This is a genomic window from Streptomyces sp. NPDC004539, from assembly GCF_040610055.1.
In the GTDB taxonomy this organism is placed as follows: Bacteria; Actinomycetota; Actinomycetes; order Streptomycetales; family Streptomycetaceae; genus Streptomyces.
The window spans coordinates 462,766-485,944 of sequence record NZ_JBEXLS010000005.1 but is presented as its reverse complement, the minus strand read 5'-3'; the positions used below and the strand labels follow the sequence as shown (position 1 = coordinate 485,944).

The following is a 23,179-nucleotide window of genomic DNA, read 5'->3' as shown; positions in this document are numbered from 1 at the left end:
GAGTCCGATCACCATGTCACCGGAAGATGGGTCAACCCGCCGATCAGCGTGTTGTGGCGCAGTTCCAGCTCCTGTGCGCCGACGGCGAGGCGCAGGGCCGGGAAGCGGGCGACGAGCTGGGCCAGCACCACCTGGAGCTGGGTGCGGGCCAGCGTCGCGCCGACGCAGTGGTAGGCGCCGTACCCGAACACGAGGCTGTCCGCGGTGTCGCGCGTGACGTCGATCCGGCCGGGGTCGGTGAAGACCGTCTCGTCGTGGTTGGCCGCGATGGTGTTCAGCAGCACGAAGTCGCCCGCCCTGACGGTGACTCCGTCGATGTCGAAGTCCGTCACCGCGTAGCGGGGCATGCCGCCGGTGTGCGGGTTCGGCATCGACATCCGCAGGGTCTCCTCCACGGCGCCGGACACCAGACCGGGGTCGGCGTGCAGCGCCTCCCACTGGCCGGGTTCGGCCAGCAGCAGCGCCACGCAGGTCCCGATCCGGGCGACCGTCGTCTCGTACCCGCCGAACAGCAGCAGCGCCGTCAGCCCGAGGACCTCGTCGTCCGTGATGCCCTCGGTCGCGCAGATCCGGGAGATCGCGTCGTCGCCGGGGGAGCGCCGCTTGTCGGCGACGAGCCCCTTGCAGTAGGCGAACAGCTCACCGAGCCCCTGCCGGGACCTCGCCGGGTCCCCGACGTTCGCGGCGTCCTGGGTCCAGCCGCCGAACCGGTCCTTGTCCTCCTGGGGCACGCCCAGCCACGCGCACATCACCTGGATCGGCAGCGCCAGCGCGAGCGCCTCGCGCAGGTCCACCGGGGGCTTGCGCGCGGCCAGTTCGTCCAGGAGCCGCCCGGTCACCTTCTCGACGTAGGGCCGCAGCGCCAGCATCCGCTCCGGCGAGAAGTGCGGCTCCAGCAGGGCCCGCAGCCGGGCGTGGTCGGTGGCGAAGCCGCCCAGCAGACCGGCGAGGACCGCCGACCCGCTGTCCTTCGTCGCCTGCGGATCGGGGTTCGAGCGGCTGAGCCGGTCGTCGTCGAGCAGCTTCCGCACCCAGGAGTGCTCGGTGACCAGCCACGCCTCGCCGCCCTCGGCCGTCCGCACCCGGTGCACCGGGCCCCGGGACCGGAGCGCGCGCAGCCCCGGCGGGAGCCGCAGCGCGTGCGGCTGCTCGAAAGGCAGTTGGGCTGGGGTACTCACTGACGGCCTCCGCCGGATCGGGGGTTCGGACATGCGGTGGGCGGGCAGCCGCCCGGTCACGCGGCGGGCTTGCGGTGGACGATGCGGTGGAACAGCGCGGTGAGTCCGGCCGTCGCGGGCGGGGACAGCTCGGCGCGCGCGAGGTGCTCCAGGGCCGCGTCCAGGTGACCCCGGGACCGTTCCTCCGCGGTGCGCCGGCCGCCGGACTCCTCGACGAGGGCGACGATCTCCGCCACGTGCGCGGCCGACGTGTCGTCCGCGTGCCACAGCCGGTCCAGGCGTGCGGCGGCCGGGCCGCCGGCGGTCAGGGCGGCCAGCACCGGGAAGCTCGGGTTGCGCCGCTCGATGTCGCTGCGCACGGGCTTGCCGGTCACGGCGGGGTCGCCCCAGATGTCCTCGACGTCGTTGAGGATCTGGAAGGCGAGCCCCAGATGCCGGCCCGCCCCGCGCAGCGCGGCCACGACGGGCGCCGGGCCGCCCGCCCGCACGGCGGGTGTCACGAGCGCGCACTCCAGCAGCGCGGACGTCTTCTCCGTCACGATCCGGTCGTACTCCGCGACCCCGGTGCCCGGACCCAGCCGGACCGTCAACTCCCGTGCCTGGCCCGCGAGAACCAGCTCGGTCGCCTCCGCGAACACGGCGGAGACCGCCACGCGGCCGGGCCCGGGGTCGTCGACGACCATCCGCAGCGCGAGCGCCTGCAAGGCGTCCCCGGCGAGGATCGCCGGACCGGCGCCGAACACCTTCCACGCCGCCGGGCGGCCCCGGCGCAGCTCGTCCGTGTCGATGATGTCGTCGTGGATGAGGGTCGAGTTGTGCAGCAGCTCCAGCGCCGCCGCCTGACAGCGCACGTCCTGCGGGCGCAGACCGAGGCCGTCGGCCGCCGTCAGCATGAGGCCGGCCCGGGTCAGCTTGCCGCCGTCCGTGCCGCTCGGGGCGCCGTGCTCGTCGGTGAAACCGAGGTGGTACGAGCAGATCCGGGCCAGGGTCGGCTCCAGTGCGCGGACCTGGCTCCGCATGACGGGCGTCACCGTGTGGTGCGCCGCCCTCGGCGGCACGGAGACCGGGGGCCCGGTGTCGAGTGCGCTCATCGAGATTCTCCTCCGGTCGCACGCCGGACCAATTACCGGCCGGTGTCCGTGCGTATGGGGTTCGCGAATTGCACCGCTGAAAACCACTATTCCTGAGCGTTCCGACGGCCATCCTGAACGACCTCTCACGACCGTGTCAACGACGTCACGTCGGCCTCTTCGGGTTTAGTAAAAACCCTAAAGAACTGCGGGCCGGGTCTGGATTAGACTGCGCTGCGGAGCGGTGACCGCCGTGCGGCGCCGGGGCCGGGAATTGTTCACTGAATGCCGGAGAGGCGGAATGGCCGTGTCAGTTGATTCCGGGCAATTACCAGAGGGCAGGCCGTTCGACCCGTACGGCGCGCACCGCGACGACCCGTACACGTTTCTGGCCGGCCTCGGCGAGACCGAGCCGGTGTTCTACGCCCCCCTGCTGAACGCGTGGTGCGTCACCCGGCGCGAGGACATGGTGGCCGTGCTGCGGGACGACCGGAACTTCTCGGCCCGCGACCACAACCCCCGGTCCTCGGTCGAACTGCCCGAGGACGTGAGCCGCATGCTCCGCACCTGGCGCGGCGCCGGCGCGCTGGCCGTCGGCTCGCTGGACCCGCCCGAGCACACCCGGATCAGGGAGGTCCTCAACGTCGGGTTCACCCCGGCCAGGGTCAGGGCCTTCGAGCCCACGGTCCGTGAGATCGCCGCCCGCCTCGCCGGACAGGCCGCGGACTCGGCGGAGTTCGACTTCATCACCGCGTTCGCCGTGCCGTACGCCCTGGAGGTGATCTGCCGGCGCCTCGGGATTCCGGACGAGTACCTGGACCGCCTGCGCACCTGGTCCGAGCAGCGCATCGAGCTCATGATGCTCCAGAGCTACACCGACCCCGACCGGCTGCGCGAGTTCGCGCGCGGGCTCATGGAGTTCGGGGCGTTCGCCCGCGCCCTCGCCCGGGAGCGGCTCGCCTCCCCGCGGGACGACCTGGTCAGCGAACTCCTCCACGAAGGCAAGGGCGGCCGGACGCTCACCGTCGACGAGGTCGCCGTCCAGATCCCCACGCTGATCTTCGCGGGGCACATGACCTGCGCGGAGGCGCTCGGCACGATCTTCTTCCAGCAGCTGCGCTCGCCCGGCGGCTGGGCCGAGGTGGTCGACGGGACGATCGCCCCGCGCGACCTCGTCGAGGAGGGGCTGCGGTTCGACAGCCCGCTGGCGGGCATGTACCGCACCGCGCTGCACGACGTCGAGGTCGGCGGGGTCCGGCTCGCCGCCGGGAGCCGGCTGCTCCTGCTGTACGGGGCGGCCGGCCGGGACAGCCGGGTCCACGCGTGTCCGGCCGGCTTCGGCCCCAGCGGCGACTCCTCCTCGCATCTCGCGTTCGGGCACGGCATCCATTTCTGCCTCGGGGCCGGATTCGCCCGGATGGAACTGGAGGTCGCCATAGAGGAGATCGCCGCCCGGATACCGGACCTGACGCTCGTACCGGGACAGCAGCCGCCGCACCGCCCGGTGTTTCCGCTCCGGGCGCTGAGCGAATTGCCGGTACGGCAGCTGGCGCCCGCGGAAATCAGGTGAATTCCCCGGCGTATCGAATATGAGGACACGGATGAACGGCCCGCCAGGAGAAATGGCGGGCCGTTTCCTACGCCCTCACGCGCGGACCCGCGACGTCACGCGCGGACCGCCGTCAGGAACACGTAGCCGCTTTCCGGCGTCGCCGCCGACAGCCGCATGAAGTCGATGAGCGAGGTGGCCTGCTCCGCGCCGACCAGCGCGGTCAGCTTGTCCTTGACGGTCTCCACCGCGTCCGCCATCAGATCGAGCGTCCGGCCCACGTTGTCGCTGATGTCGCGGATCTCCACGTCGACGAAACCGTTGTCGGCCAGCGCCTGCCGGTACTCGTCGATCGTGCCCAGGGACTTCACCGCGTAGTTCGCGCAGATGTGGTCCAGAACCACCCGCCCCTCGGGGCTGACCGGACCCCGCTCGATGACGTCCGCGACGGCGAGCCGGCCGCCGGGACGCAGGACGCGCGCGGTCTCGGCGAGCACCTGGCCCCGGTCCGGCATGTGCCACATCGACTCGAACGCCCAGGCCGCGTCGAACGAACCGTCGGCGAACGGCATGTCCATCGCGTCCGTGAACTGGAACGTCGCCCGGTCCGCGAGACCCGCCTCGGCCGCCAGCTCGTTGGCCTTCGCCACCTGCACATGGCTGACGGAGATGCCCACCACGTCCACGTCACTGGCCCGCACGAGCCGGAACGCGGGGTGGCCGATACCGCAGCCGATGTCCAGGACCCGCTGGCCGGCCCGCGCGGCGACCCCCTCGATCATCAGGTCCGTCAGCCGGTCGGTGGCCTGCGCGACCGAGCTGTCGTCGGCGTCGTCCTCCCAGTAGCCGTAGTGCTTGTTCGGACCCCACGCGGAGCCGTAGATCTGGCCGATCCCGTCGTACACGCCGGCGACGTCACTGGGAGCGGGGAACTGCGTCATCAGGAACTCCGTATCTCTGGGAGGACGGCGGAAAATCTCTGGGAGAACGGTGGAAATCCGCTGCGCCCGGCTGGACGGACCCAGCCGAGCGCGTGCGTGATCTGTTTCTTCGCTCACTTCTTCTCGAAGCGCAGGAAACCCAGCTTCAGGCCCCCCGCCCGCCATTCCGTACCGAGCGCCTGATTCGCCATGAGGGATATCCGCAGATTCCGGCGCTCGACCGCCGAAATGCTCTCGTCGCCGTCCAGCACCGCCTTCGTCCAGGCGGTGCTCTCGTCCCAGAACGGCGCGGTCTCCGGAGTGGCGTCGACGTCGTCGACCAGCTCGAAACCGGCGGCCTCGGCGGCTTCCGCGTAGTCGCCGACCGTGGCCGGTTTCGTGTAGAAGTACTCGGCCCACACGTCCGCGCCGCGCGGGCGGGTCAGGAACACCTCCTCCACGCAGACACTGCCGCCCGGCCGGATCAGGTGCGACAGCCGCTCGAACCAGCGGGGACGGTCGAAGTACCCGCTGCTCTCGATGGCGACCGCCGCGTCGTACGTGCCCTCCGGGGAGAGGTGCATCGCGTCGCAGACCAGCGCGCGGACCTTGTCGCCCAGCCCGGACTCCCGCGCGAAACCCTCGACGATCGGCGCGTGTTCCGGCGCGTTGGTGACGGCCGTGACGTCGGCGCCGTACTCCTGGGCCCAGAAGAGCGAGCCCCCGCCGAGACCGCAGCCGACGTCCAGGACCCGGCCCGACAGCCGGTGCTCGGCGCCCCAGATCTTCGCGGCGTACCGCAACAGGCCCTCCTGGTGGAGCCGGATGCTGCGCCGGATGTCGTCCGCCGTCGCCTCGTGGACGTCCAGCGGGGTCCGGGAGGACGGGTAGTGGCCCACGTGATAGTGAATCCTGGGGCCCGGCCCGTATTTACGGACGAGCCTGGCCGTTTTCCCGTCGTAGTACTGGCCGACTATTCTCACCTCGTCCTGCGGCTCCAGCACTTTCTGAGGTGAACTCGAAAGTTCATCCAGATTTGACACGGTCACTCCTCCAGAGCTCGAATGCCGATCCGGAATTCTGCTCCATCCTGAGAGGACGGCCCTCGCCGTGTCAACGACACAGAGTGAGCGGCTTCGAGTCTAGTAAAAACCCTAAAGGCCCGGACGTGCGGTCTGGATTAGACTCCGGCTATTCAGCCAACACCCGACAACGGAGTGGGAATGAGTGGCGGAAAGCAGGTCCTGCTGGCCGAACCGAGGAGTTTCTGTGCCGGCGTGCGCAGGGCGATAGCCATCATCGACCTCGCGCTGGAACAGCACGGCGCACCCGTCTACGTCCGCAAGGAGATCGTGCACAACCACCACGTGGTGCGCGAGTTCCAGCGCCGGGGCGTCCGGTTCGTCGACTCCGAGGAGGAGGTGCCCCGGGGCGCGGTGTGCGTCTTCTCCGCGCACGGCGTCTCCCCGCAGGTCCGGGAGAACGCGGACGCGCGCGGTCTCGACGTCCTCGACGCGACCTGCCCCCTGGTGGCCAAGGTGCACCAGGAGGCCCGCCGGTTCGCCCGCGACGGGCGGACGCTGCTGCTGATCGGGCACGCGGACCACGAGGAGGTCGAGGGCACCTACGGACACGCCCCCGACCGCACGATCGTCGTCGAGACCGCCGCCGACGCGGAGGCACTCGACCTCCCCGCCGACGCGCCCGTCGCCTACCTCACCCAGACCACGCTCTCCGTCGACGAGACCCGGGACGTCATCGCCGTGCTCCGGCGCAGGTTCACCGATCTGCGGGGGCCTGCGACGGACGACATCTGCTACGCCAGCCAGAACCGGCAGGACGGCGTCCGGGCCATCGTCGACCGGTGCGACCTCGTCCTCGTGGTCGGCTCGGTCAACTCCAGCAACTCGATCCGCATGGTCGAGGTGGCGCGCCGGCTCGGCGGCCGGGCCGAACTGGTGCCGGACGTCACCCACTTCGACCCCGCCTGGCTGGCCGGCGTACGCACGGTCGGCGTGAGCGCCGGGGCGAGCGCGCCGGAGATCCTCGTCGGAGAGCTCCTCGACCGGCTCGCCTCACTCGGCTACACGGACACGGTCGTGGAGCGGGTGGCGACCGAGGACGTCGTCTTCTCCCCGCCGGCGCGGCTGACCGGAGGGGCGGAGGGGCCGTGACGGGCGGGGACGGGCGAACACGGGCTGGCACCGGTACAGGCATCGGCGTCGGCATCCGCACCCGTGCCCACATCGGCATCCGCACCTGCATCCACACGAGCGCACCGCCCCGAACTGACCGACACGGCCACCCCACCCGGTGAGGAGCACTGTTCGACATGGCGCTGCTGAAAACCGTGCGCGACCCGGCGAGGCTGCGGGAGCTGACCGCCGGGGAACTCCGCGACCTCGCCGGGGAGATCCGCGCGTTCCTGATCGAGCGGGTCTCCGCGTCCGGCGGACACCTCGGGCCCAACCTGGGCGTGGTCGAGCTGACCATCGCCCTGCACACCGTGTTCGACTCCCCCCGGGACCGGCTGCTCTGGGACACCGGTCACCAGTCCTACGTGCACAAGATCCTCACGGGCCGGCAGGCCGGGTTCGAGCGGCTGCGCAAGGCGGGCGGCGTGTCCGGCTACCCGAGCCGGGAGGAGTCCGAGCACGACCTCGTCGAGAACTCGCACGCGTCGACCGCGCTGTCCTACGCGGACGGCCTGGCCAGGGCGGACGCCCATCTCGGCCGGCACGACCGGGCGACCGTCGCGGTCATCGGCGACGGCGCGCTGACCGGCGGCATGGCCTGGGAGGCGCTCAACAACATCGCGGGCGGCCCCGAACGTCCCCTCGTCATCGTCCTCAACGACAACCAGCGCTCCTACGCGCCGACCGTCGGCGGGCTGGCCGAGCACCTGGCCGACCTGCGCGCCGGGCACGGGCCCGGCGTGTTCGAACAGCTCGGACTCGGCTACCTCGGCCCGGTCGACGGCCACGACATCCCCGCCGTCCAGGACGCCCTGCGCCACGCGGTCGCGCTGGGCGGACCGGTCGTCGTGCACGTCACCACCGCCAAGGGCAGGGGATACCGGCACACCGAGAACAACGACCTCGACCTCGGACACGCCGTCAGACCGATGGACCCGCACACCGGACAGCCCCTCAAGGCGTCGCCCCCCTCGTTCACCTCGGTGTTCGGCGAGAAGCTCGTCGAACTGGCCGAGCGGCGCGACGACCTCGTGGCGATCACCGCCGCGATGACCGAGCCGACCGGACTCCTGCCCCTCCAGCGCAGGTTCCCGCACCGCGTGATCGACGTCGGCATCGCCGAGCAGCACGCGGTCACGATGGCCGCCGGGCTCGCCATGGGCGGCGTGCACCCGGTCGTCGCGATCTACTCCACGTTCGTCAACCGCGCCCTCGACCAGCTCCTCATGGACGTCGCCCTGCACCGCCACCCGGTGACGTTCGTCCTCGACCGGTCCGGCGTGACCGGCGACGACGGGCCGAGCCACAACGGCATGTGGGACCTGTCGGTGCTCCAGATCGTGCCGGGGCTGCGGATCGCCGCGCCCCGCGACGGCACCCGGCTCGCCGAACTGCTCACCGAGGCGGTCGCCTGGGACGAGGGCCCGACCCTGCTGCGGTTCCCCAAGGGGCCCGCCGGCGAGGACCTCCCCGCCGTCGCGTCCTTCAACGGCCTCGACGTGCTGCGCCGCTCCGGCTCGCTGGACGTGCTGATCATCTCGGTGGGCGCGCTGGCCGGCCTCGCGCTCACCGTCGCCGACAGCGTGCGGGCCCGGGGCATCGGGGTGACGGTGGTCGACCCGAGGTGGGTCACCCCGGTCAACCCCGCGCTCGCCGACCTGGCCCGCCGCCACCGGCTCGCCGTCACCGTCGAGGACAACAGCCGCGCGGGCGGCGTCGGTTCGGCGATCGCGCAGACGCTGCGGGACGCCGACGTCCGCACCCCGCTGCGCGAGTTCGGCATCCCGCGGCGGTTCCTCAGCCACGGCTCGCGGGCCGAGGTGCTCGCCGCCTGCGGACTGACCGCGCAGCACGTCACCCGGTCCGTCGTGGAACTGCTGGCCGGCCTCGACGCCGTACCGGCGGCGGGCCTCGACAGCTCCGGCGTCCGGCCCGTCCACTCCGGGGAGGAACGATGACGACCGTCGACCTGGGCATGCCCTCCCCGCGCGGACTCCCGGTCCCCGCCAGGCGGACCTCCCGGCAGATCATGGTGGGCCCCGTGCCGGTCGGCGGCGACGCGCCGGTGTCGGTGCAGTCGATGACCACCACACCCACCACCGACATCGACGGCACCCTCCAGCAGATCGCCGAACTCACCGCGGCCGGATGCCAGATCGTCCGCGTCGCCGTGCCCTCGGCGGACGACGCGGCGGCGCTGCCCGCGATCGCCCGCAAGTCCGGCATCCCGGTGATCGCCGACATCCACTTCCAGCCCAAGTACGTGTTCGCCGCGATCGACGCGGGCTGCGCCGCCGTCCGCGTCAACCCGGGCAACATCCGGCAGTTCGACGACCAGGTCGGCGCGATCGCGCGGGCCGCTTCGGACGCGGGCGTGCCGATCCGGATCGGGGTGAACGCCGGGTCGCTCGACCAGCGGCTGCTGCGCAAGCACGGCGGTGTCTGTCCGGAGGCGCTGGTGGAGTCGGCGCTGTGGGAGTGCTCGCTGTTCGAGGAGCACGGCTACACCGACCTGAAGATCTCCGTGAAGCACCACGACCCGGTGGTGATGATCGAGGCGTACCGGCAGCTCGCCGCGCGGTGCGACTACCCGCTGCACCTCGGTGTGACCGAGGCGGGGCCCCGGTTCCAGGGCACGATCAAGTCCGCGGTCGCGTTCGGGGTGCTGCTCGCGGAGGGCATCGGGGACACCATCCGGGTCTCCCTCTCCGCGCCGCCGGTCGAGGAGGTCAAGGTCGGCGCGCAGATCCTGGAGTCGCTCGGGCTGCGGCCACGGGGGCTGGACATCGTGTCCTGTCCGTCCTGTGGGCGGGCCCAGGTCGACGTCCACACCCTCGCGGAGCGGGTGAACGCGGCGCTCGAAGGGTTCCCGGTGCCGTTGCGGGTGGCGGTGATGGGCTGTGTCGTCAACGGGCCCGGCGAGGCGCGCGAGGCCGACCTCGGGGTGGCCGCAGGCAACGGCAAGGGGCAGATCTTCGTGAAGGGGAAGGTGATCCGCACGGTCCCCGAGTCGCGGATCGTGGAGACCCTGCTGGACGAGGCCGCGCGGATCGCGGAGGAGAGGGGGGTGGAGGTGGAGGCGGAGACGTGAGTCCGGCCGAGGAGAACGGGAAGGGGTGAACTGCCGGTGAACGCGACAGGAATTACGGTTCGCGGAGGGATGCGCGGATCGCGGTCCCGCGCATCAGTCCACGGGTTCCGACGCGATACGCGGCGGCCAGACGTCCGTCCGCAGAATCTGGAGGACGAAAGCCCGGGACACCAGCGCGACCCGGTTCGGCGCCTGGAGCTTGTCGGACATGACCCGGACGTGATAGTCGATGGTCTTCGAACTGAGGTGCAGCTCTCTGGAAAGCCGCCCGCTGGATAAACCGGCCGCGACCCCTTCGAGAACTCTGGCCTGAACCGAGCTGGGATTCCAGCCACCGACCGGCCGGGGCACGTCACAGCCGTTCTGATCGTTACTCATGGCACCCATCCATTCCGTACGGCCCGGCCCGGGACGTAAACGGAGAAATGCAGAGCGAGAAGTACTGGAACAAGATCCTAGGGGGACCCCACACCCTTGTCACTGGCGCACCGGCGCAGCCCGCCGATTTCCGCCCGCCTCGGAATCCCTTCCAGATTTTGCGGAATTCCGGCCCTGTTAGGTATTGACGCGTGGAGGAGACCCAGCCTTGTGCCCACAGTGCGCGGCGCCGCCGGAACCGGGCGCCCTGATCGAGACCCTGTACCAGGACCTGAGCGGACTGCCGGCCAGCGCGCAGCTCGACGCGACGCTGTGCCTGCTGGAGGCGGCCCGGCTGATGCTGCCCACGCTCACCCCGGCGCGCGACGCGCCCAGCGGCGAGGACCTCGACGAGATCCGCGCGGCCGTGCGGGCGGCGTCGCTGTCGGTGCGCAGCTATCTGTGGCGGACCGGGGTCGGGGTGCCGGCGGAGCGGGGGCGGTGAGTCGGGTGGCACGGGTGAGCCGCCACGCGGTGGTGGCGGCTCAGCTGTACGTCGTCGTGCGTCCGGTCATCTCTGGAGGGCCTCGGCGATCATGGCGGCCGTGAGTGTCTGCGCGCCTCTGCCGCTGGTGGGGTCGCAGCCGGTGACGTCCCCGATCCGCCTGAGGCGGTAGTCCAGTGTGCTGCGGTGGATGAAGAGGCTGCGGGCGGCCTTGTTCTTGCTGTAGTCGGAGTCGACGTACGCGGTGAGCGTCTCCCACAGGACCTTGTGCGCCCTGAGCGGCCGGATCACCGCGGCGAGGTCGGTGCGGACCCGTTCGTTGAGCGTGACGGCGTACTCGACCAGGACGTCCGAGATCGTGTAGGCGCCGCTCGGGCGCAGTCCCGCGACCACGAGTCGCAGGACGTACGACGCCTCGTCGAAGCCGTCGACGAGGCGGGCCCTGTCCCGTTCGGCCGTGGCGAGCCAGCCCCGGCCGTCCAGGCACTGGGCCAGCCGGGCCACCAGGCGGTCTCCGGTGCATGGTCCGGTGCCTGGTCCGGGGACCGGGACGAAGAGGACGACGTTGCCGTCCCGGTGTGTCATGAGGGTGTCCTCGCCGGCGGCGGCGCGTAACGCGGGTGCCTCGCGGCCGGGGTCCGCGAGGCGGGCGACGGCGATCAGGTAGCGGGGGGTGAGTCCTTCGAGGACGTCCGCGGGCAGGGGGCGGCCGTCGGCGAGGTGGCCGGCCAGATCGCGGGAGACGTCGGGGGCGGATTTCTGCTGGCATCTGTCGAGGAAGTCCTGGAGCAGGGTGCCGCCGGCCTGCACGATGGCCGCCAGCCGGGGATCTCCCGCCGCCGCCTTGGTCAGCAGCTCGACCAGTTCGTCCGGCTCGTTGCCGGTCCACTCCTGCCCCGCGGCCCTTAGCTTCGCTCTGAAGTCGGCGACCCTGTCCTCCTCCGGCGCCGAGCGGAGCGCCTCGACCGGAGAGCACGACCTGCCTATCGTTTCGGTCATTTCTCACCTCATCTACCTGAAGGGTGCGGTTGCCCCGTATTCCCGCACCTGACGCTTTCTGTAGATTTCGCGCAGACAGTTCCTGCCGGTCTTTTCGGTCAGGACATGAAGAGGGTAATTTCGGAAAATCGGCCAAAGGTATTGACATAAGCGGCCAGGCGGAAATCCTAGCATGATTACTTGAGTTTTGTAGTACGTGAGTCCGGCTCCGAGTACGCCGCTGAAACCCCTTTCCCGCGCCGGGGGCGTGAACCTCGCGCCCGCGCGCCGCTTCTCCGCTCCCGCGCTTCGACTGCCCTGATGCAGGACGGCAGTTGCCGTACGGGCGGGACGCGGCACACCTACTGTGTCCTCGGTGTAAAGGGGGTGGGATGGATCTCGACAAGAAGCAGCAGGAGGGCCCGAAGAGGTCGCGCTGGCAGTTCGGTCCGCGCTGGGTGGAGCTGACCGTGGTGTTCGTGGCGACCGTGGTGACCGGGTTCGTCGGCGGCCGGGCAACCGAGGCCGGTTCGTCGTCCGGGCGGGCCGAACCGGCGCCGACCGTCACCGTCACGGTCACCCGGACCGTCACGGCGACGCCGTCACCGCTGTCGTCGCCCACGGACGACGGAAGCGGCGGCGAGTCCCCGCCGGTCGACCCGACCGGCGACGGGACGGGGGCGATCCCGCAGCCGGCGAAGGCGTACCTGGCGGATCTGGAGCGCGTCAGCGGGCGCGGCTACTACGACACCTCGCCCGTGACCATGCTCGGTACCAACTACCCCAAGAGCCTGCGGATCGGCTGCGACACGTCCGGCAGCGACGAGGTGGTGTACAACGTCAGCGGCTACAAACACCTGACGGCCTCGGCCGGCATGCCCGCCGACACCGACAACTCGATCGGCTCGGTCGGCTCGCTCAAGGTGTACGACGCGTCCGGCAACCAGATCGGCGAACCGCTCACCGTCCGCTCCAGCGCCGTCGGGCGACTCGCGGTCGACATCGCCGGCCAGGACCAGATCAAGATCACCTGCGCGCTGGTCAAGTCCGGTGACCCCGGGCGCACTTCGGCCGTGAGCGGCCTCGGGGACGCGATGATCTCCATGTCGTGAGGCGTGCGCCGTTCGTCCGGACGGGCGGACGGCCACCGACGACCGTGTTCAACGGCCTTTCGGCACAGGGGCGTCGCGCCCCCGAACGGAGAGACACGTCATGAACCGCACCGCCGACGTCATCATCTTCACCGCGCTGCCCGTCGAGACGGCGGCCGTCCGCTTCCATCTCGACGGACCGCTCACCGAACGGGTCGTGTCGGGGAGCGTCTTCAAACTCGGGACGTTCACCGGCCGGCACGTGCGGTGGACCGTCGCGCTCCACGAGACGGGCCCGGGACCGGAGGGCGCGGCGGCCCTGGTCGCGCTCGCCGTGGCGGCGCTCTCCCCCCGGTACGTCTTCTTCACCGGTATCGCCGGCGGCCTCAAGGACGTCACCCACGGCGACGTCGTCGCCGGCCGGCACGTCTACGACTACCAGAGCGGCGTGGACGGCCCGGAAGGGGTCCGCCCGCGGGTCCACGGCTTCCCGACCGCCCACGACCTCGTCCAGCGCGCACAGGTCGTGGCCGGTGAGAACGAGTGGCAGGCCCGCATCGAGGAACCCGCCCCGGACGACCGCCCCCAGGCGTACGTCAAGCCGATCGCGGCCGGATCGAAGCTGGTCACCGACCCCGCATCGACGACCGCCCGGCTCCTGCACGACGTCGCGGGCGACGCCATCGCCGTCGAGATGGAGGGGTACGGGTTCCTGCGCGGCGCGCACATCAGCTCCGGGGTCGGCGCCCTCGTCGTACGCGGCGTCTCCGACCTCCTCGTCGACAAGGGGAGTGCGAACGACCGGACGCGCCAGCCCGCCGCGGCACGGAACGCGGCGGCGTTCACCTACGAGCTGCTCAACCAGCTCGGCGATTCCCGGACCCACCGGCCGGGGCTGGGGACGGAGGTCCTCGACGCCAGGACGACCGGGGCGCACGGCGGGGCCACCGCCGGGTTCGGGCCGGACGACACCTTCGTGGTCGTCGGCCCGGACGGCGCCGTCGAGAGGTGGGCGCTCGACACCGGCACGGCTCTGCCGGGCGTCCCGGGCGGCGGCGGCCTGCGCGAGGGCCATCAGGCGCTCGTGTCCTCGGACCGGCACAGCGTCGCCGTGGCGCGTCCCGGCAGCCTCGAACTCGTCCACTTCACCGGCCGCACCGGAGAGCACCGGCGGGTGCGGATACCGCTCGGCGGCGACGAGTACCTGGTCACGACCGGCGGAGGCGTGCTCGCGACCCACGACAGACACAGGCTGGCCGTACGGAGCTTCGACGACGGCCGGGTGCTGCGCGAACTGCCCTGCCCGCCGAACCTCGCGGCCACCGCCATCGACTCCACCGGCATGACGGGGGTCCTGGCGACGACGAACCGCGTCCACGTCCACCGCCCCGACGCCCGCGTCCTGGAGCTGGACATCCGCAACGTCCTGGAGTTCCTGCGCCCCGGCTGCGCGGTCGCGGTCTCGCCCTCCGGCGGCTACGCGGTCTGCGCGACGCTCAAGGAACTGCGCCTGTGGCGCACCGACGACGGGACGGTCCTCCTGCACCGCCGGCTCGGCGGAAAGGAGATGCTGGACAGCGCCGGCGCCACCGGGATGCGCCTGTCGTGCACCGACACCGGGACCGTGCTGTGGCTGCGCCGGGGCAAGCTCTCCCAGGTGACCGACGCCCCGGAGATCCGCCAGCTCGAACAGGCGGGCCGCTACGACGACGCCGTCGTCCACCCCTCCGGACACCTGCTGGGTGCCGTGGGCGACAGGGGGGCGGTGCGGGTGTGGGAGTGGCACGACCAGGGCGTGAACTGAGCGGGGCCGCGCAAGGCGCGAACCAGCCATAGGGGTATCCCCATGATTCACGGGGGTCGGCCAACAAACGGTGAACTCGCAAGTAACGTCACCGGGCGGCATCGGTTCCGCCGGCCTTCCCCCCCCACATCGGAGACCACCCCCTCATGCCTGCTGCCACGACGATCGACTCCGGCTTACCGGAGACGCGATGTCAGCCCCCCGCCCCCACCGTCCTGATGGACGACCAGGCGCTCGCCGACTTCCTCGGCGCCGCCGTCGGCCAGTACCGGCGCATCACCGCCGACACCCCGCTGCCCTGCTTCGCGCTCCTGCTCGGCACCGTCGAGGCGACGACGTACCACGTACGGCGCGTCGCCTTCGGGGACAACGCCCGCGCCAGCGATCCGGCCGCGCGAAGCGAGTTCCGCGAGACGATCGTCCCGGTCTTCGGACCCGCCTACGAGAACGAGCACCGCGGCTGGTGGATGGACTCGCGTGACCTCCTGCGGGCGTCCCGCGAGGCCGACGCCCTCGGCATGGACCTCCTCGGCTCCATCCACATGCACCCCGACTGGCACCGCCTCGGCCCGCCGGCGGAACGCGGGCACATGCTCAGCGAACGGCCGACACCGATGGACCGCCACCTGTTCGCCCGGACCGGCTGGCCCCTCAACGTCATCTGCTACCTGGAGCGCCGGGGCGACGCCTTCTACCACGCCCTGGCCGCCTGGGAGCCGCCCCGGCAGCACGAGTCCGACGGCGCGGAGTGCCGTGAGGTCGCGCTCCGGGTGCGGACCGGATCACCGAAGGAAGCGTGAGAGCGATGCGTCAGCCGGAAGAGACGAACACCCCTGCCGGTGCCCCCGCCGAGGGCGGCACCGACGGCGACGTCCGCGCGATCCGCGCCCTGTGGGACGGCATGGTCCGCGGCTGGGCGGCGGGGGACGCCCGGGTCTTCGCCGCGGGCTTCGCGGAGGACTGCGACTTCACGACCGTACGCGGCGACAAGCCGCCCGGCCGGGCCGGGATCGAGGCCGGACACGCGGACCTCTTCGCCGGGCCGTACGCCGGGACCCTCCTCGACGCCCGGGTCGTGGCCGTCCGGTTCCTCGCGCCGGGACTGGCCACGGTCGAGGCGGAGTCGACGATCGTCGGTGCGGACGGGGGGCCGGTGGCCGTGACGCATGCGCTGGCGGTGGTGCAGCGGGCGGGGGCCGAGTCGGCGTCGGGGGCCGAGTCCTCGTCGGCGTCGGCGGCGTCGTCGTCGGACCAGTGGTCCGTCAAGGCGTTCCACAACATGATTCCCGCGTCCCGCCCCAGCCCGCAGCCTTCCTCCCCGCAGCCGTCCGCCCCGCAGTCGACCGAATCGAAGGAACCCGTCGTGGCCGAAGAACCCACCGCCCGCCCCAAGCTGCGCCACCTGGCCATCGTGGCCCGCGACCCCGAGAAGCTGGCCGACTTCTACTCGTCGGTCTTCGGGATGGAGCTCTTCCACCGTGACCCGGACGGCAGTTGCTTCCTCTCCGACGGCTATCTCTCCCTCGCCCTGATCAAGCATCAGCTCGACGGCGAGACCCCTGTCGGCATGAACCACTTCGGCTTCCACATCGACGACTCGGCGGCCACCTCGGACGCCCTGATCGCCGCCGGGACCCCGAAACCGGCCGAACGCTTCACCGACCGCCCCTTCGCCGAGTACCGGGCCATGGACCCGGAGGGCAACTGGTTCGACCTCTCGGAACACGGCTTCGGGGGGCCGCGCCCGGTGGCGGGCTGAGCGGTGGTCCGGTGTGCCGGGGGCTGTGGCGGTGGGGTTCAGCGAGTCGTCACCAGCCTTCGGCACAGCTTCAGCAACTCCTCGTCCCGGACGATGCCCTGACCGCCCGTCTCCGATATGTGCCGGCGGATGCGGGCCAACTCCGTGGCCGGGAGGTCGAGCAGGGGAGCGGCGGCGGAGGCGGGCAGGTGTGTGAGGGTCGTCGCGATGTGTACGCGGGTGTGCGGGTGCGTTTCCCAGGCGGAGCGCAGGAGTGCGCGCACGTCGCGTTCCGTCTCGCCGGTGATCGAGGCGATCGCGCATGCTGCTGAGACGCGTTCCCACGGGTCCCGGGAGTCGGCGTCGGAGCCGGAGCCGGAGCCGGAGCCGGAGTCGGAGTCGGTCAGGAGGCGCCTCAGCGCGGGGAGCGCCGGGTGCGCCTCGGGGCCCAGGCGGGAGAGGCGGTCGGCGGTGCGGGCGCGGTGGTGAGGGCCGGTGCCGTGGTCGGGCCTGGCGTCGTGGTGGGGCTCGGCGTCGTGGTGGGCGTCGCTCTCGGTCAACTCGGCGAGGAGGGCCGGGAGGACGAAAGAGGCGTCCGGAGCGATGGCCCAGAGGGCGGCTGCGGCAGCCCCTCTGTGTGCCCCGCCCAACGCCTCCCGCACCACCGGCAGAGCCTCCCGCGCGGCGTCCCCCATCGCCTCCAGCGCCCCGAACGCCGTCTCGACGAGCCCGGCCGGCCCGCCGCCCACGATCCGCAGCACCTCCGGCACGGCGCTCCCGTCCCGCAGGCTCCCGAGCGCGACGAGCAACGGCCGGACGACCTCAGCCGCCTCGGGACGGTCCAGTGGCACGGCCCGCAGCCGCCGCCGCAACGCCGGCACGAGCGGACCGGCCGCCGCCCCCAGCCACGGCACCACGGAAGCGGCATGCCGGGGCAGCTCCCCGTCGTCCAGCACCTCCCCCAACACCCCCACCGCCCGCGCGTCCCCGCAACGCGCCAACGCGAGCAGGGCCCCACCGAGCACGACACTCCCCGCGAACCGGCCCCCCGTCCCCGCCGGACCCACGCCCGCTGCCGCCCCCGGACCGAGAACGGCCGAGCCCTCTGACCCGACCGCTCCTCCAGGCTCGTCCGAACCACCGGCTTCCTCAGACCCCGCCGCCAGGCCCGCGGACCCCCCGATCCCGGCCCGCCACCGCTCCACCCACCCCTCGGGCCGCCCCGCCACCACCCCGTACAACCGGTCCGCCGCCGGCCCCGCCACCCCGAACAACCCCCCGAGCACGGACACCGCGGCGTCCCGCAACCGCCCCTCCCCGGAGGCCAGTTGCTCCCCGATCAGCGAGACGAGCGCCGTGTGGTCCCCGCGCCACTCCCGGATCAACGCGGCCGAGAGCAGCACGGCGTTGCAGCGGTCGACGGGGGAGGGGAGGCGCAACTGGGCCAGGAGGAGGGCCGTCCGGGTGGGGACGTCGTCGCCGAGGGCGGTGTGGAGCGTGCGCAGCAGACGCGCGCCCTGTTCGTCGGAGGGGCGCAGCCGGTGCAGGCGGCCGGTGAGGGTCTCCTCGGCACCCGGCGAGGCGCACGCGCGCGTGCGCCTCGCGGAACGCTCGGCGAGGAGCCGCGCGGTGAGGGGGACCAGGTCGGGAGGGAGCCGGTCGGGCGCGTGCGCGGCGAGCTGGCCGAGGACGGCGAGGCGCAGGACCGGGGGGTCGGGGGAGGGGAGGTGGGTGGTGAGGAGGGCGATCCCCTCGGACGCGTGCGCCGGGTGGCGTCGTACGAAGAGGCCGACGGACTCGGTGACGGCGACGAGCGCGTCGTCGTCCCGCTCGAAGAGGAGCCGGCGGCTCAGGAGCGGCAGGACGCGCGCGGGATCGTCCAGGAACCGGACGGTCGCGTCGACGGCCACCCGGCGGACGTCCGGATCGGGGTCGGTGGTGAGCGCGGCGAACACCTCGGCGCCCGCGCGGACGGCCGCCTCCCCGGGGGGCACCCCGGCCTCACCCGAGGGCCCGAGAGCCCCCGCCGCGTCCGTCTCGCCCCCGATGCTCACCAGCAGCTCCACCAGCCCCGCCCGGTCCGCCACCCCCTCCTCCGCCGCGAGGGCCAGCAGGAACGGGACGGCGGCCAGTGTCGAGTCGTAGACGGCACCCCGGTGGTGCACCGATCCGTACAGCGCGTCGAGCGCCGACTCCCGGACGGCGGCCCGCCCGGAGGCCAGCGCCCGCAGCAGTTCCGGGACGTCCCCGGCGCTGCCGTGCGCGTGGTGCAGTGAGGCCCAGTCGACCTCGTCGATCCCCGTGAACACCTGGTCCTCCCCCGGACGGTGCGTCAGATGTGCCAACTGATCACGAGTCTGCACCACGCCACTGACAACACAGGGCGGTCGAGGGGTGACTCACAGGAAACAGGACGTCAGAGGTGCTCGGGGAGCGCGCGGTCGAGGATCGCGGTGACGTCGGCGGAGTCGGGGAGCGTGCCGAAGGAGTGCCCCCAGTCCCCGTCGAGCCGGCTCGCGCAGAACGCGTCGGCGACGGCGGGAGGGGCGTGCCGGACGAGGAGGGACGCCTGGAGGGTGAGGGCCATCGTCTCGACGACGCGACGGGCCCGTGCCTCGGTCGCGCCGTCGAGCAGACGCTCCACGCGCGCGTGCGCCGCGTCGAGCCGGGCGTCCGCCCCGCGCGCGAGGGCGAGCTCGGCGAAGTACGCCTCCCGGGTGGCCGTGTCCCGGGTCAGCGCGCGCAGGACGTCGAGCGCGTTGACGTTGCCCGAGCCCTCCCAGATCGACAGCAGGGGCGCCTCCCGGTAGTGGCGGGGCATCCCGGAGTCCTCGACGTACCCGTTGCCGCCCAGGCACTCCAGGGCCTCGGCGGTGAACGCGGGCCCCCGTTTGGTGACCCAGTACTTACCGACGGCCGTCGCGATCCGCCGGAAGGCCCGCTCACCGGTGTCGCCGCGCACCGCGCGGTCGGCCGCGCCCGCGAGCCGCAGCGTCAGCGTCGTCGCGGCCTCGGACTCCAGCGCGAGGTCGGCCAGCACGCCCCGCATGAGGGGCTGGTCGATCAGGCGCGCGCCGAACGCGGCGCGGTGGCGGACGTGGTGGCCCGCCTCGACGAGGGTCTTGCGCATCAGCGTCGCCGTGGCCATCACGCAGTCCAGACGCGTGCAGTTGACCATGTCGATGATGGTCTTCACGCCCTGGCCCTCGGGCCCGACCAGCCAGGCGAGCGTCCCGTCGAACTCCGGCTCGGAGGACGCGTTGGAGCGGTTGCCGAGCTTGTCCTTGAGCCGCTGGACACGGAACGGGTTACGGGTGCCGTCGGGCAGGACGCGCGGCACGAGGAAGCAGGACAGCCCGTCGGGGGCCTGCGCCAGCACCAGGAAGACGTCGCACATCGGGGCCGACGTGAACCACTTGTGGCCGCGCAGGGTGTACACGCCGGGCTCGGCGGTCGGCGCGGCGGACGTCGTGTTCGTCCGGACGTCGGAACCGCCCTGCTTCTCGGTCATGCCCATGCCGGCGAGGATGCCGCGCTTCTCGGTGGGGAGCCGCAGTCCCGGCTCGTACTCCCGCGCGGTGAGCAGCGGCTCGTACACCTTCGCCAGGTCCGGCTGGTGGCGCAGGGCCGGGACGGCGGCGTACGTCATCGAGACGGGGCAGCCGTGGCCCGCCTCCGTGTGGTTCCAGACGAGACCGCCCGCCGTGCGCGCGACGTGCGCGCCGGGGCGGTCGTCCGCCCACGCGGAGCCCGCGAGGCCCGCCGTGACGGCGACGTCCATCAGCGCGTGCCAGCTCGGGTGGAAGTCGACCTCGTCCACGCGGTGGCCGTAGCGGTCGTGCGTCCGCAGGACCGGTTCGTGCCGGTTGGCCAGGTCACCCCACTCCTGCGCCTCGGCACTCCCCGCGCGCCGGCCGAGAGCACGGACGCCCGCCTCGGCCCATCCGGCGCCCTCCCGCCGCAGCCCCTCCAGCAGGGCCGGGTCGGCGGAGGCGTCGTAGGGGGCGAGCGGCGGGGGCTGGTTCGTGACGTCGTGGGTGGTGTGCGGCGCGGGTGTCGATGACATGCTCACCATGTTGCGCCTTTGCTGCGGCTGTCGCAATAGTGCAACAGGGGTGGGTGGACGTAGGGTACGTGGCTATGCGCAGGGATGTGTCGGAGGCGGTCGTGGGGAGAAGGGGCGTGGGGAAGGCGGCGGCCGGGGAGAGGGCGGTTGGGGAGGAGGCGGCGGTGGGGGAAGCGCTGGTCGGGGGCGCGGAGGCTGTGGGGGACGTGTCGGCTGGGGATGCGGTGGTTGTGCGGGAGGCGTGGGTCGGGGATGAGGTGACTGTGAGGGAGGCGTCGGTTGAGGGTGTGGCTGCTGTGGGAGCGGCGGGGCTGCGGCCGTTGTCCGCGCGGTCGGTCGTCCTGAGCCTGCTGCTCGGGGCGGAGCCGGCGGAGCTGCCGGTGCGGGAACTCGTCCGCCTCGTCGAGCCGTTCGGCGTCGGCGGGTCCACGCTCCGGGCCGCCCTCAGCCGGATGACCGCCGCCGGTGACCTCCGCTGCGTCGACGCGGTGTACGGCCTCAGCGACCGCCTCCTCGAACGCCGCCGGCGCCAGGACGCGGCGCTGCACCCCGAGACCCGTCCGTGGACCGGCGACTGGGAGATGGCCGTCATCACGGCGACGGGTCGCCCGGCGGCCGAACGCGCGGATCTGCGGGCGGAGTTGACGTCCCTGCGGCTCGCCGAACTCCGCGAGGGCGTGTGGCTCCGCCCCGCGACGCTCCTGCGCCCCTGGCCGCCCCGCCTCTCGGACATCGCCCACCACTTCACCACCCGCCCGAGCGCCCCTCCCCGCGAACTGGCGTCCACGCTCTGGCCGTTGACGACGTGGAAGACCACCGGCGAGACCCTCCTCCACCACACCACCCGGGCGACCACCCCCGCCGCCCGCCTCACCGCCCACGCGGCCCTGGTCCGCCACCTCCTCTCCGACCCCGTCCTCCCACCCGAACTCCTCCCTCCCGACTGGCCGGGCGAAGCGCTGCGCGCGGCTTACGCGGCGTACCGGGAGGAGTTCGCGGGTCGGGGGGTGTAAGGGGCTTCGGTGGGGCCGGAGTCAGGGACTTGGACGAGGGGTGGGAGGTGGGGCGTCGAGGTGGGACGGGCGTTGGGGTGAGGGACTTGGACGCGGAACGGGAGGTGGGGTGGGACGCGTGCGGGGACGGGGTGGGGGCTTCGGTGGGGCTGGGGGCGGGCCGACTGGCGGAGGGAGGGGTGGCGGCGCGGCGGTGTGGTGCGGCTCGCCGTCTCCCAGGCGATCCGGGCGGCCGGGGCGCTGGTGACGCCGGTGGGCAACGCGAGGGCGCGGGCCTCCGAAGGGACCGTACCGGCGGGTGCCTCCCGGGCCACGGCCGATGCGTGGCCCCGCGCGAGGTGCAGTCGACATGTCAGGCAGGCGTGGGCGTGCGGCTCACCCGGCCGGAAGCGCGCCCCGTGCGGACGCACGTGCAGATGCCGGTGTCGTAAGGCGGGACTTTCCGCCCGGCCGATTCCCGGTCACGGCACTGAGAGGCATCGGCTTCGCGGGTACGACCCTGGAGACTCCCCGCGTCCGGGGCCCCCTTTCCCCTCGGCGCTTGGCCCCGGCCCCCGAACCCGCTCGTGTCCGAACCCCCTCACACCCCCCGTGCCCCCACCCCCGAGGTGCCTCCGTCCTCAACCCCCCATCCGCGCCCCCGACTTCTCCCGCCTCCGAATGAGCGCCCCGGCCTTCCACGCCTCACCACCCGGGCCCGCGAAGCCCTCGGACATCCGCCCCTGTCCTCCCCCCTGAAAAACCCGAACCCCGGCCACGCGCAACACCATGCGGGTGTGTGCTGCGTGCGGCCGGGTGCCCCGTGGGGGGACTACCGATAGGTGATGTCCGACGTCGCGTACTTGCAGTACGTCCCGTCAGGCCCGGACCCGTTGGTCGGCGGTTCCGAACCGGAGTTGTTGCCGATGTACTTCTGGCAGGGCACGATCTTGCGGCTGCTGTCGCCGACGATGGTGATGCCCCGCAGGGTCGCGCTGTCGCCGTAGTTGGTGTTGATGCCGACGAGCTTCCCGCCGGAGTACGTCGCCTCGATGGTGTTGAGGTTGATGGTCCGCTTGTACTGCGTGGAGCAGTTCCCGCAGGACCGCACGAACGTGCCGAAGTTCTGGACGGCGAAGTTGGACACGTTCAGCGTCCCGGCGCCGTTGAACTGGAACACCTTGTCGCTGGCGGACCGCGCGCCCCCGCCGGAGACGGTGTAGACGTTGGAGGAGGACGACCCCCTGAACGTCGCGGCGTCCTCGCCGACGTCCTCCCACCAGACGTTCTGGAGCGTGCAGGCGCCCTTGCAGTGGATGCCGTCGGCGGCGGGCGCGCCGATGATGACGTTCTTGAGGACGGCCCCGGCGGCGAGTTCGAGGATCGGGTCCTGATCCTCGTTCTGCCCGCCGGTACCGAGATCCCCGCTGCCGTAGAGCCGCTTCATCCCGTAGTCCTTGGTGCCGGACACCGGGATCGTCGCGGTGACGGCCTGACTGCCGTTGGCCGACGGCCACGTCGCCGCCTGCGCGGGCGTCGCCGCACCACCAGTCATGATCATGCCAAACGAGAGCGACAGGGCGGCGATCCCACCGCCGGCTGCACGCGTCAAGGAGGTCATGTCCCTTACGCCTTCTTTCAGTTG

The 23,179-nt window shown here is 72.3% G+C and carries 19 protein-coding genes; 10 read left to right on the top strand and 9 right to left on the bottom strand.

Annotated features, from left to right (window positions below; genetic code table 11):
• Positions 1–8: 8 nt before the first annotated feature.
• Entirely contained in the window at positions 9–1,178 is a 1,170-nt protein-coding gene (locus ABZX85_RS13975; RefSeq protein ID WP_355866575.1) for a cytochrome P450, read from the bottom strand.
• A gap of 56 nt (positions 1,179–1,234) precedes the next feature.
• On the bottom strand, positions 1,235–2,269 hold the full coding sequence (locus tag ABZX85_RS13970; RefSeq protein ID WP_355866572.1) for a polyprenyl synthetase family protein: 1,035 nt from the start codon (positions 2,267–2,269) through the stop codon (positions 1,235–1,237).
• 286 nt (positions 2,270–2,555) lie between these two features.
• On the opposite strand from ABZX85_RS13970, the gene ABZX85_RS13965 reads away from it, so the two are divergent.
• Complete coding sequence (locus ABZX85_RS13965) at positions 2,556–3,818, top strand: cytochrome P450 (protein WP_355866569.1); 1,263 nt, start codon at positions 2,556–2,558, stop codon at positions 3,816–3,818.
• A 95-nt stretch (positions 3,819–3,913) separates the two neighbouring features.
• On the opposite strand, the gene ABZX85_RS13960 is transcribed toward ABZX85_RS13965, so the two are convergent.
• Complete coding sequence (locus tag ABZX85_RS13960) at positions 3,914–4,738, bottom strand: methyltransferase domain-containing protein (RefSeq protein WP_355866566.1); 825 nt, start codon at positions 4,736–4,738, stop codon at positions 3,914–3,916.
• Positions 4,739–4,851: 113 nt separating this feature from the next.
• A complete protein-coding gene (locus ABZX85_RS13955; protein WP_355866563.1) occupies positions 4,852–5,760 on the bottom strand; it encodes a methyltransferase domain-containing protein in 909 nt (302 codons plus the stop codon).
• A 180-nt stretch (positions 5,761–5,940) separates the two neighbouring features.
• Between ABZX85_RS13955 and ispH the strand changes: the two genes are divergently transcribed.
• From ispH to ispG, 3 genes are all read left to right on the top strand, one after another.
• The gene (ispH, locus tag ABZX85_RS13950) at positions 5,941–6,891 is read left to right on the top strand and encodes a 4-hydroxy-3-methylbut-2-enyl diphosphate reductase (RefSeq protein WP_355866560.1); all 951 of its coding nucleotides are present in this window, start codon (positions 5,941–5,943) and stop codon (positions 6,889–6,891) included.
• 158 nt (positions 6,892–7,049) lie between these two features.
• Positions 7,050–8,870: a 1-deoxy-D-xylulose-5-phosphate synthase gene (locus ABZX85_RS13945; RefSeq protein ID WP_355866557.1), complete on the top strand. Its 1,821-nt coding sequence runs from the start codon at positions 7,050–7,052 to the stop codon at positions 8,868–8,870.
• Positions 8,867–10,003 carry a flavodoxin-dependent (E)-4-hydroxy-3-methylbut-2-enyl-diphosphate synthase gene (ispG, locus tag ABZX85_RS13940; protein ID WP_355866554.1) on the top strand — a complete coding sequence of 379 codons (1,137 nt, stop codon included), beginning with the start codon at positions 8,867–8,869 and terminating at the stop codon, positions 10,001–10,003. The genes ABZX85_RS13945 and ispG overlap by 4 nt, the downstream gene beginning before the upstream one ends.
• A 93-nt stretch (positions 10,004–10,096) precedes the next feature.
• Here ispG and ABZX85_RS13935 read toward each other — a convergent pair whose 3' ends face one another.
• The gene (locus tag ABZX85_RS13935; protein WP_355866551.1) at positions 10,097–10,381 is read right to left on the bottom strand and encodes a LuxR C-terminal-related transcriptional regulator; all 285 of its coding nucleotides are present in this window, start codon (positions 10,379–10,381) and stop codon (positions 10,097–10,099) included.
• A gap of 208 nt (positions 10,382–10,589) precedes the next feature.
• Between ABZX85_RS13935 and ABZX85_RS13930 the strand changes: the two genes are divergently transcribed.
• Entirely contained in the window at positions 10,590–10,865 is a 276-nt protein-coding gene (locus ABZX85_RS13930) for a hypothetical protein (RefSeq protein WP_355866548.1), read from the top strand.
• A 66-nt stretch (positions 10,866–10,931) separates the two neighbouring features.
• Here ABZX85_RS13930 and ABZX85_RS13925 read toward each other — a convergent pair whose 3' ends face one another.
• The gene (locus tag ABZX85_RS13925; protein WP_355866545.1) at positions 10,932–11,864 is read right to left on the bottom strand and encodes a helix-turn-helix domain-containing protein; all 933 of its coding nucleotides are present in this window, start codon (positions 11,862–11,864) and stop codon (positions 10,932–10,934) included.
• Between the two features lie 371 nt (positions 11,865–12,235).
• Between ABZX85_RS13925 and ABZX85_RS13920 the strand changes: the two genes are divergently transcribed.
• From ABZX85_RS13920 to ABZX85_RS13905, 4 genes are all read left to right on the top strand, one after another.
• Positions 12,236–12,955 (top strand): hypothetical protein, encoded by a 720-nt coding sequence (locus ABZX85_RS13920; RefSeq protein ID WP_355866542.1) that lies wholly within the window; start codon positions 12,236–12,238, stop codon positions 12,953–12,955.
• Positions 12,956–13,055: 100 nt separating this feature from the next.
• A complete protein-coding gene (locus tag ABZX85_RS13915) occupies positions 13,056–14,738 on the top strand; it encodes a hypothetical protein (protein WP_355866539.1) in 1,683 nt (560 codons plus the stop codon).
• 146 nt (positions 14,739–14,884) lie between these two features.
• On the top strand, positions 14,885–15,538 hold the full coding sequence (locus tag ABZX85_RS13910) for a hypothetical protein (RefSeq protein WP_355866536.1): 654 nt from the start codon (positions 14,885–14,887) through the stop codon (positions 15,536–15,538).
• A gap of 5 nt (positions 15,539–15,543) precedes the next feature.
• Positions 15,544–16,497: an SgcJ/EcaC family oxidoreductase gene (locus tag ABZX85_RS13905; protein ID WP_355866533.1), complete on the top strand. Its 954-nt coding sequence runs from the start codon at positions 15,544–15,546 to the stop codon at positions 16,495–16,497.
• A gap of 38 nt (positions 16,498–16,535) precedes the next feature.
• Here the strand turns inward: ABZX85_RS13905 and ABZX85_RS13900 are convergent, their stop codons facing one another.
• Both ABZX85_RS13900 and ABZX85_RS13895 read right to left on the bottom strand, forming a co-directional pair.
• Entirely contained in the window at positions 16,536–18,839 is a 2,304-nt protein-coding gene (locus tag ABZX85_RS13900) for a HEAT repeat domain-containing protein (RefSeq protein WP_355866531.1), read from the bottom strand.
• A gap of 53 nt (positions 18,840–18,892) precedes the next feature.
• Complete coding sequence (locus ABZX85_RS13895; RefSeq protein ID WP_355866528.1) at positions 18,893–20,551, bottom strand: acyl-CoA dehydrogenase family protein; 1,659 nt, start codon at positions 20,549–20,551, stop codon at positions 18,893–18,895.
• Between the two features lie 278 nt (positions 20,552–20,829).
• Between ABZX85_RS13895 and ABZX85_RS13890 the strand changes: the two genes are divergently transcribed.
• Positions 20,830–21,555: a PaaX family transcriptional regulator C-terminal domain-containing protein gene (locus ABZX85_RS13890; RefSeq protein WP_355866525.1), complete on the top strand. Its 726-nt coding sequence runs from the start codon at positions 20,830–20,832 to the stop codon at positions 21,553–21,555.
• An 811-nt stretch (positions 21,556–22,366) separates the two neighbouring features.
• Here the strand turns inward: ABZX85_RS13890 and ABZX85_RS13885 are convergent.
• A complete protein-coding gene (locus ABZX85_RS13885) occupies positions 22,367–23,155 on the bottom strand; it encodes a pectate lyase (RefSeq protein ID WP_355866522.1) in 789 nt (262 codons plus the stop codon).
• Positions 23,156–23,179 lie beyond the last annotated feature (24 nt).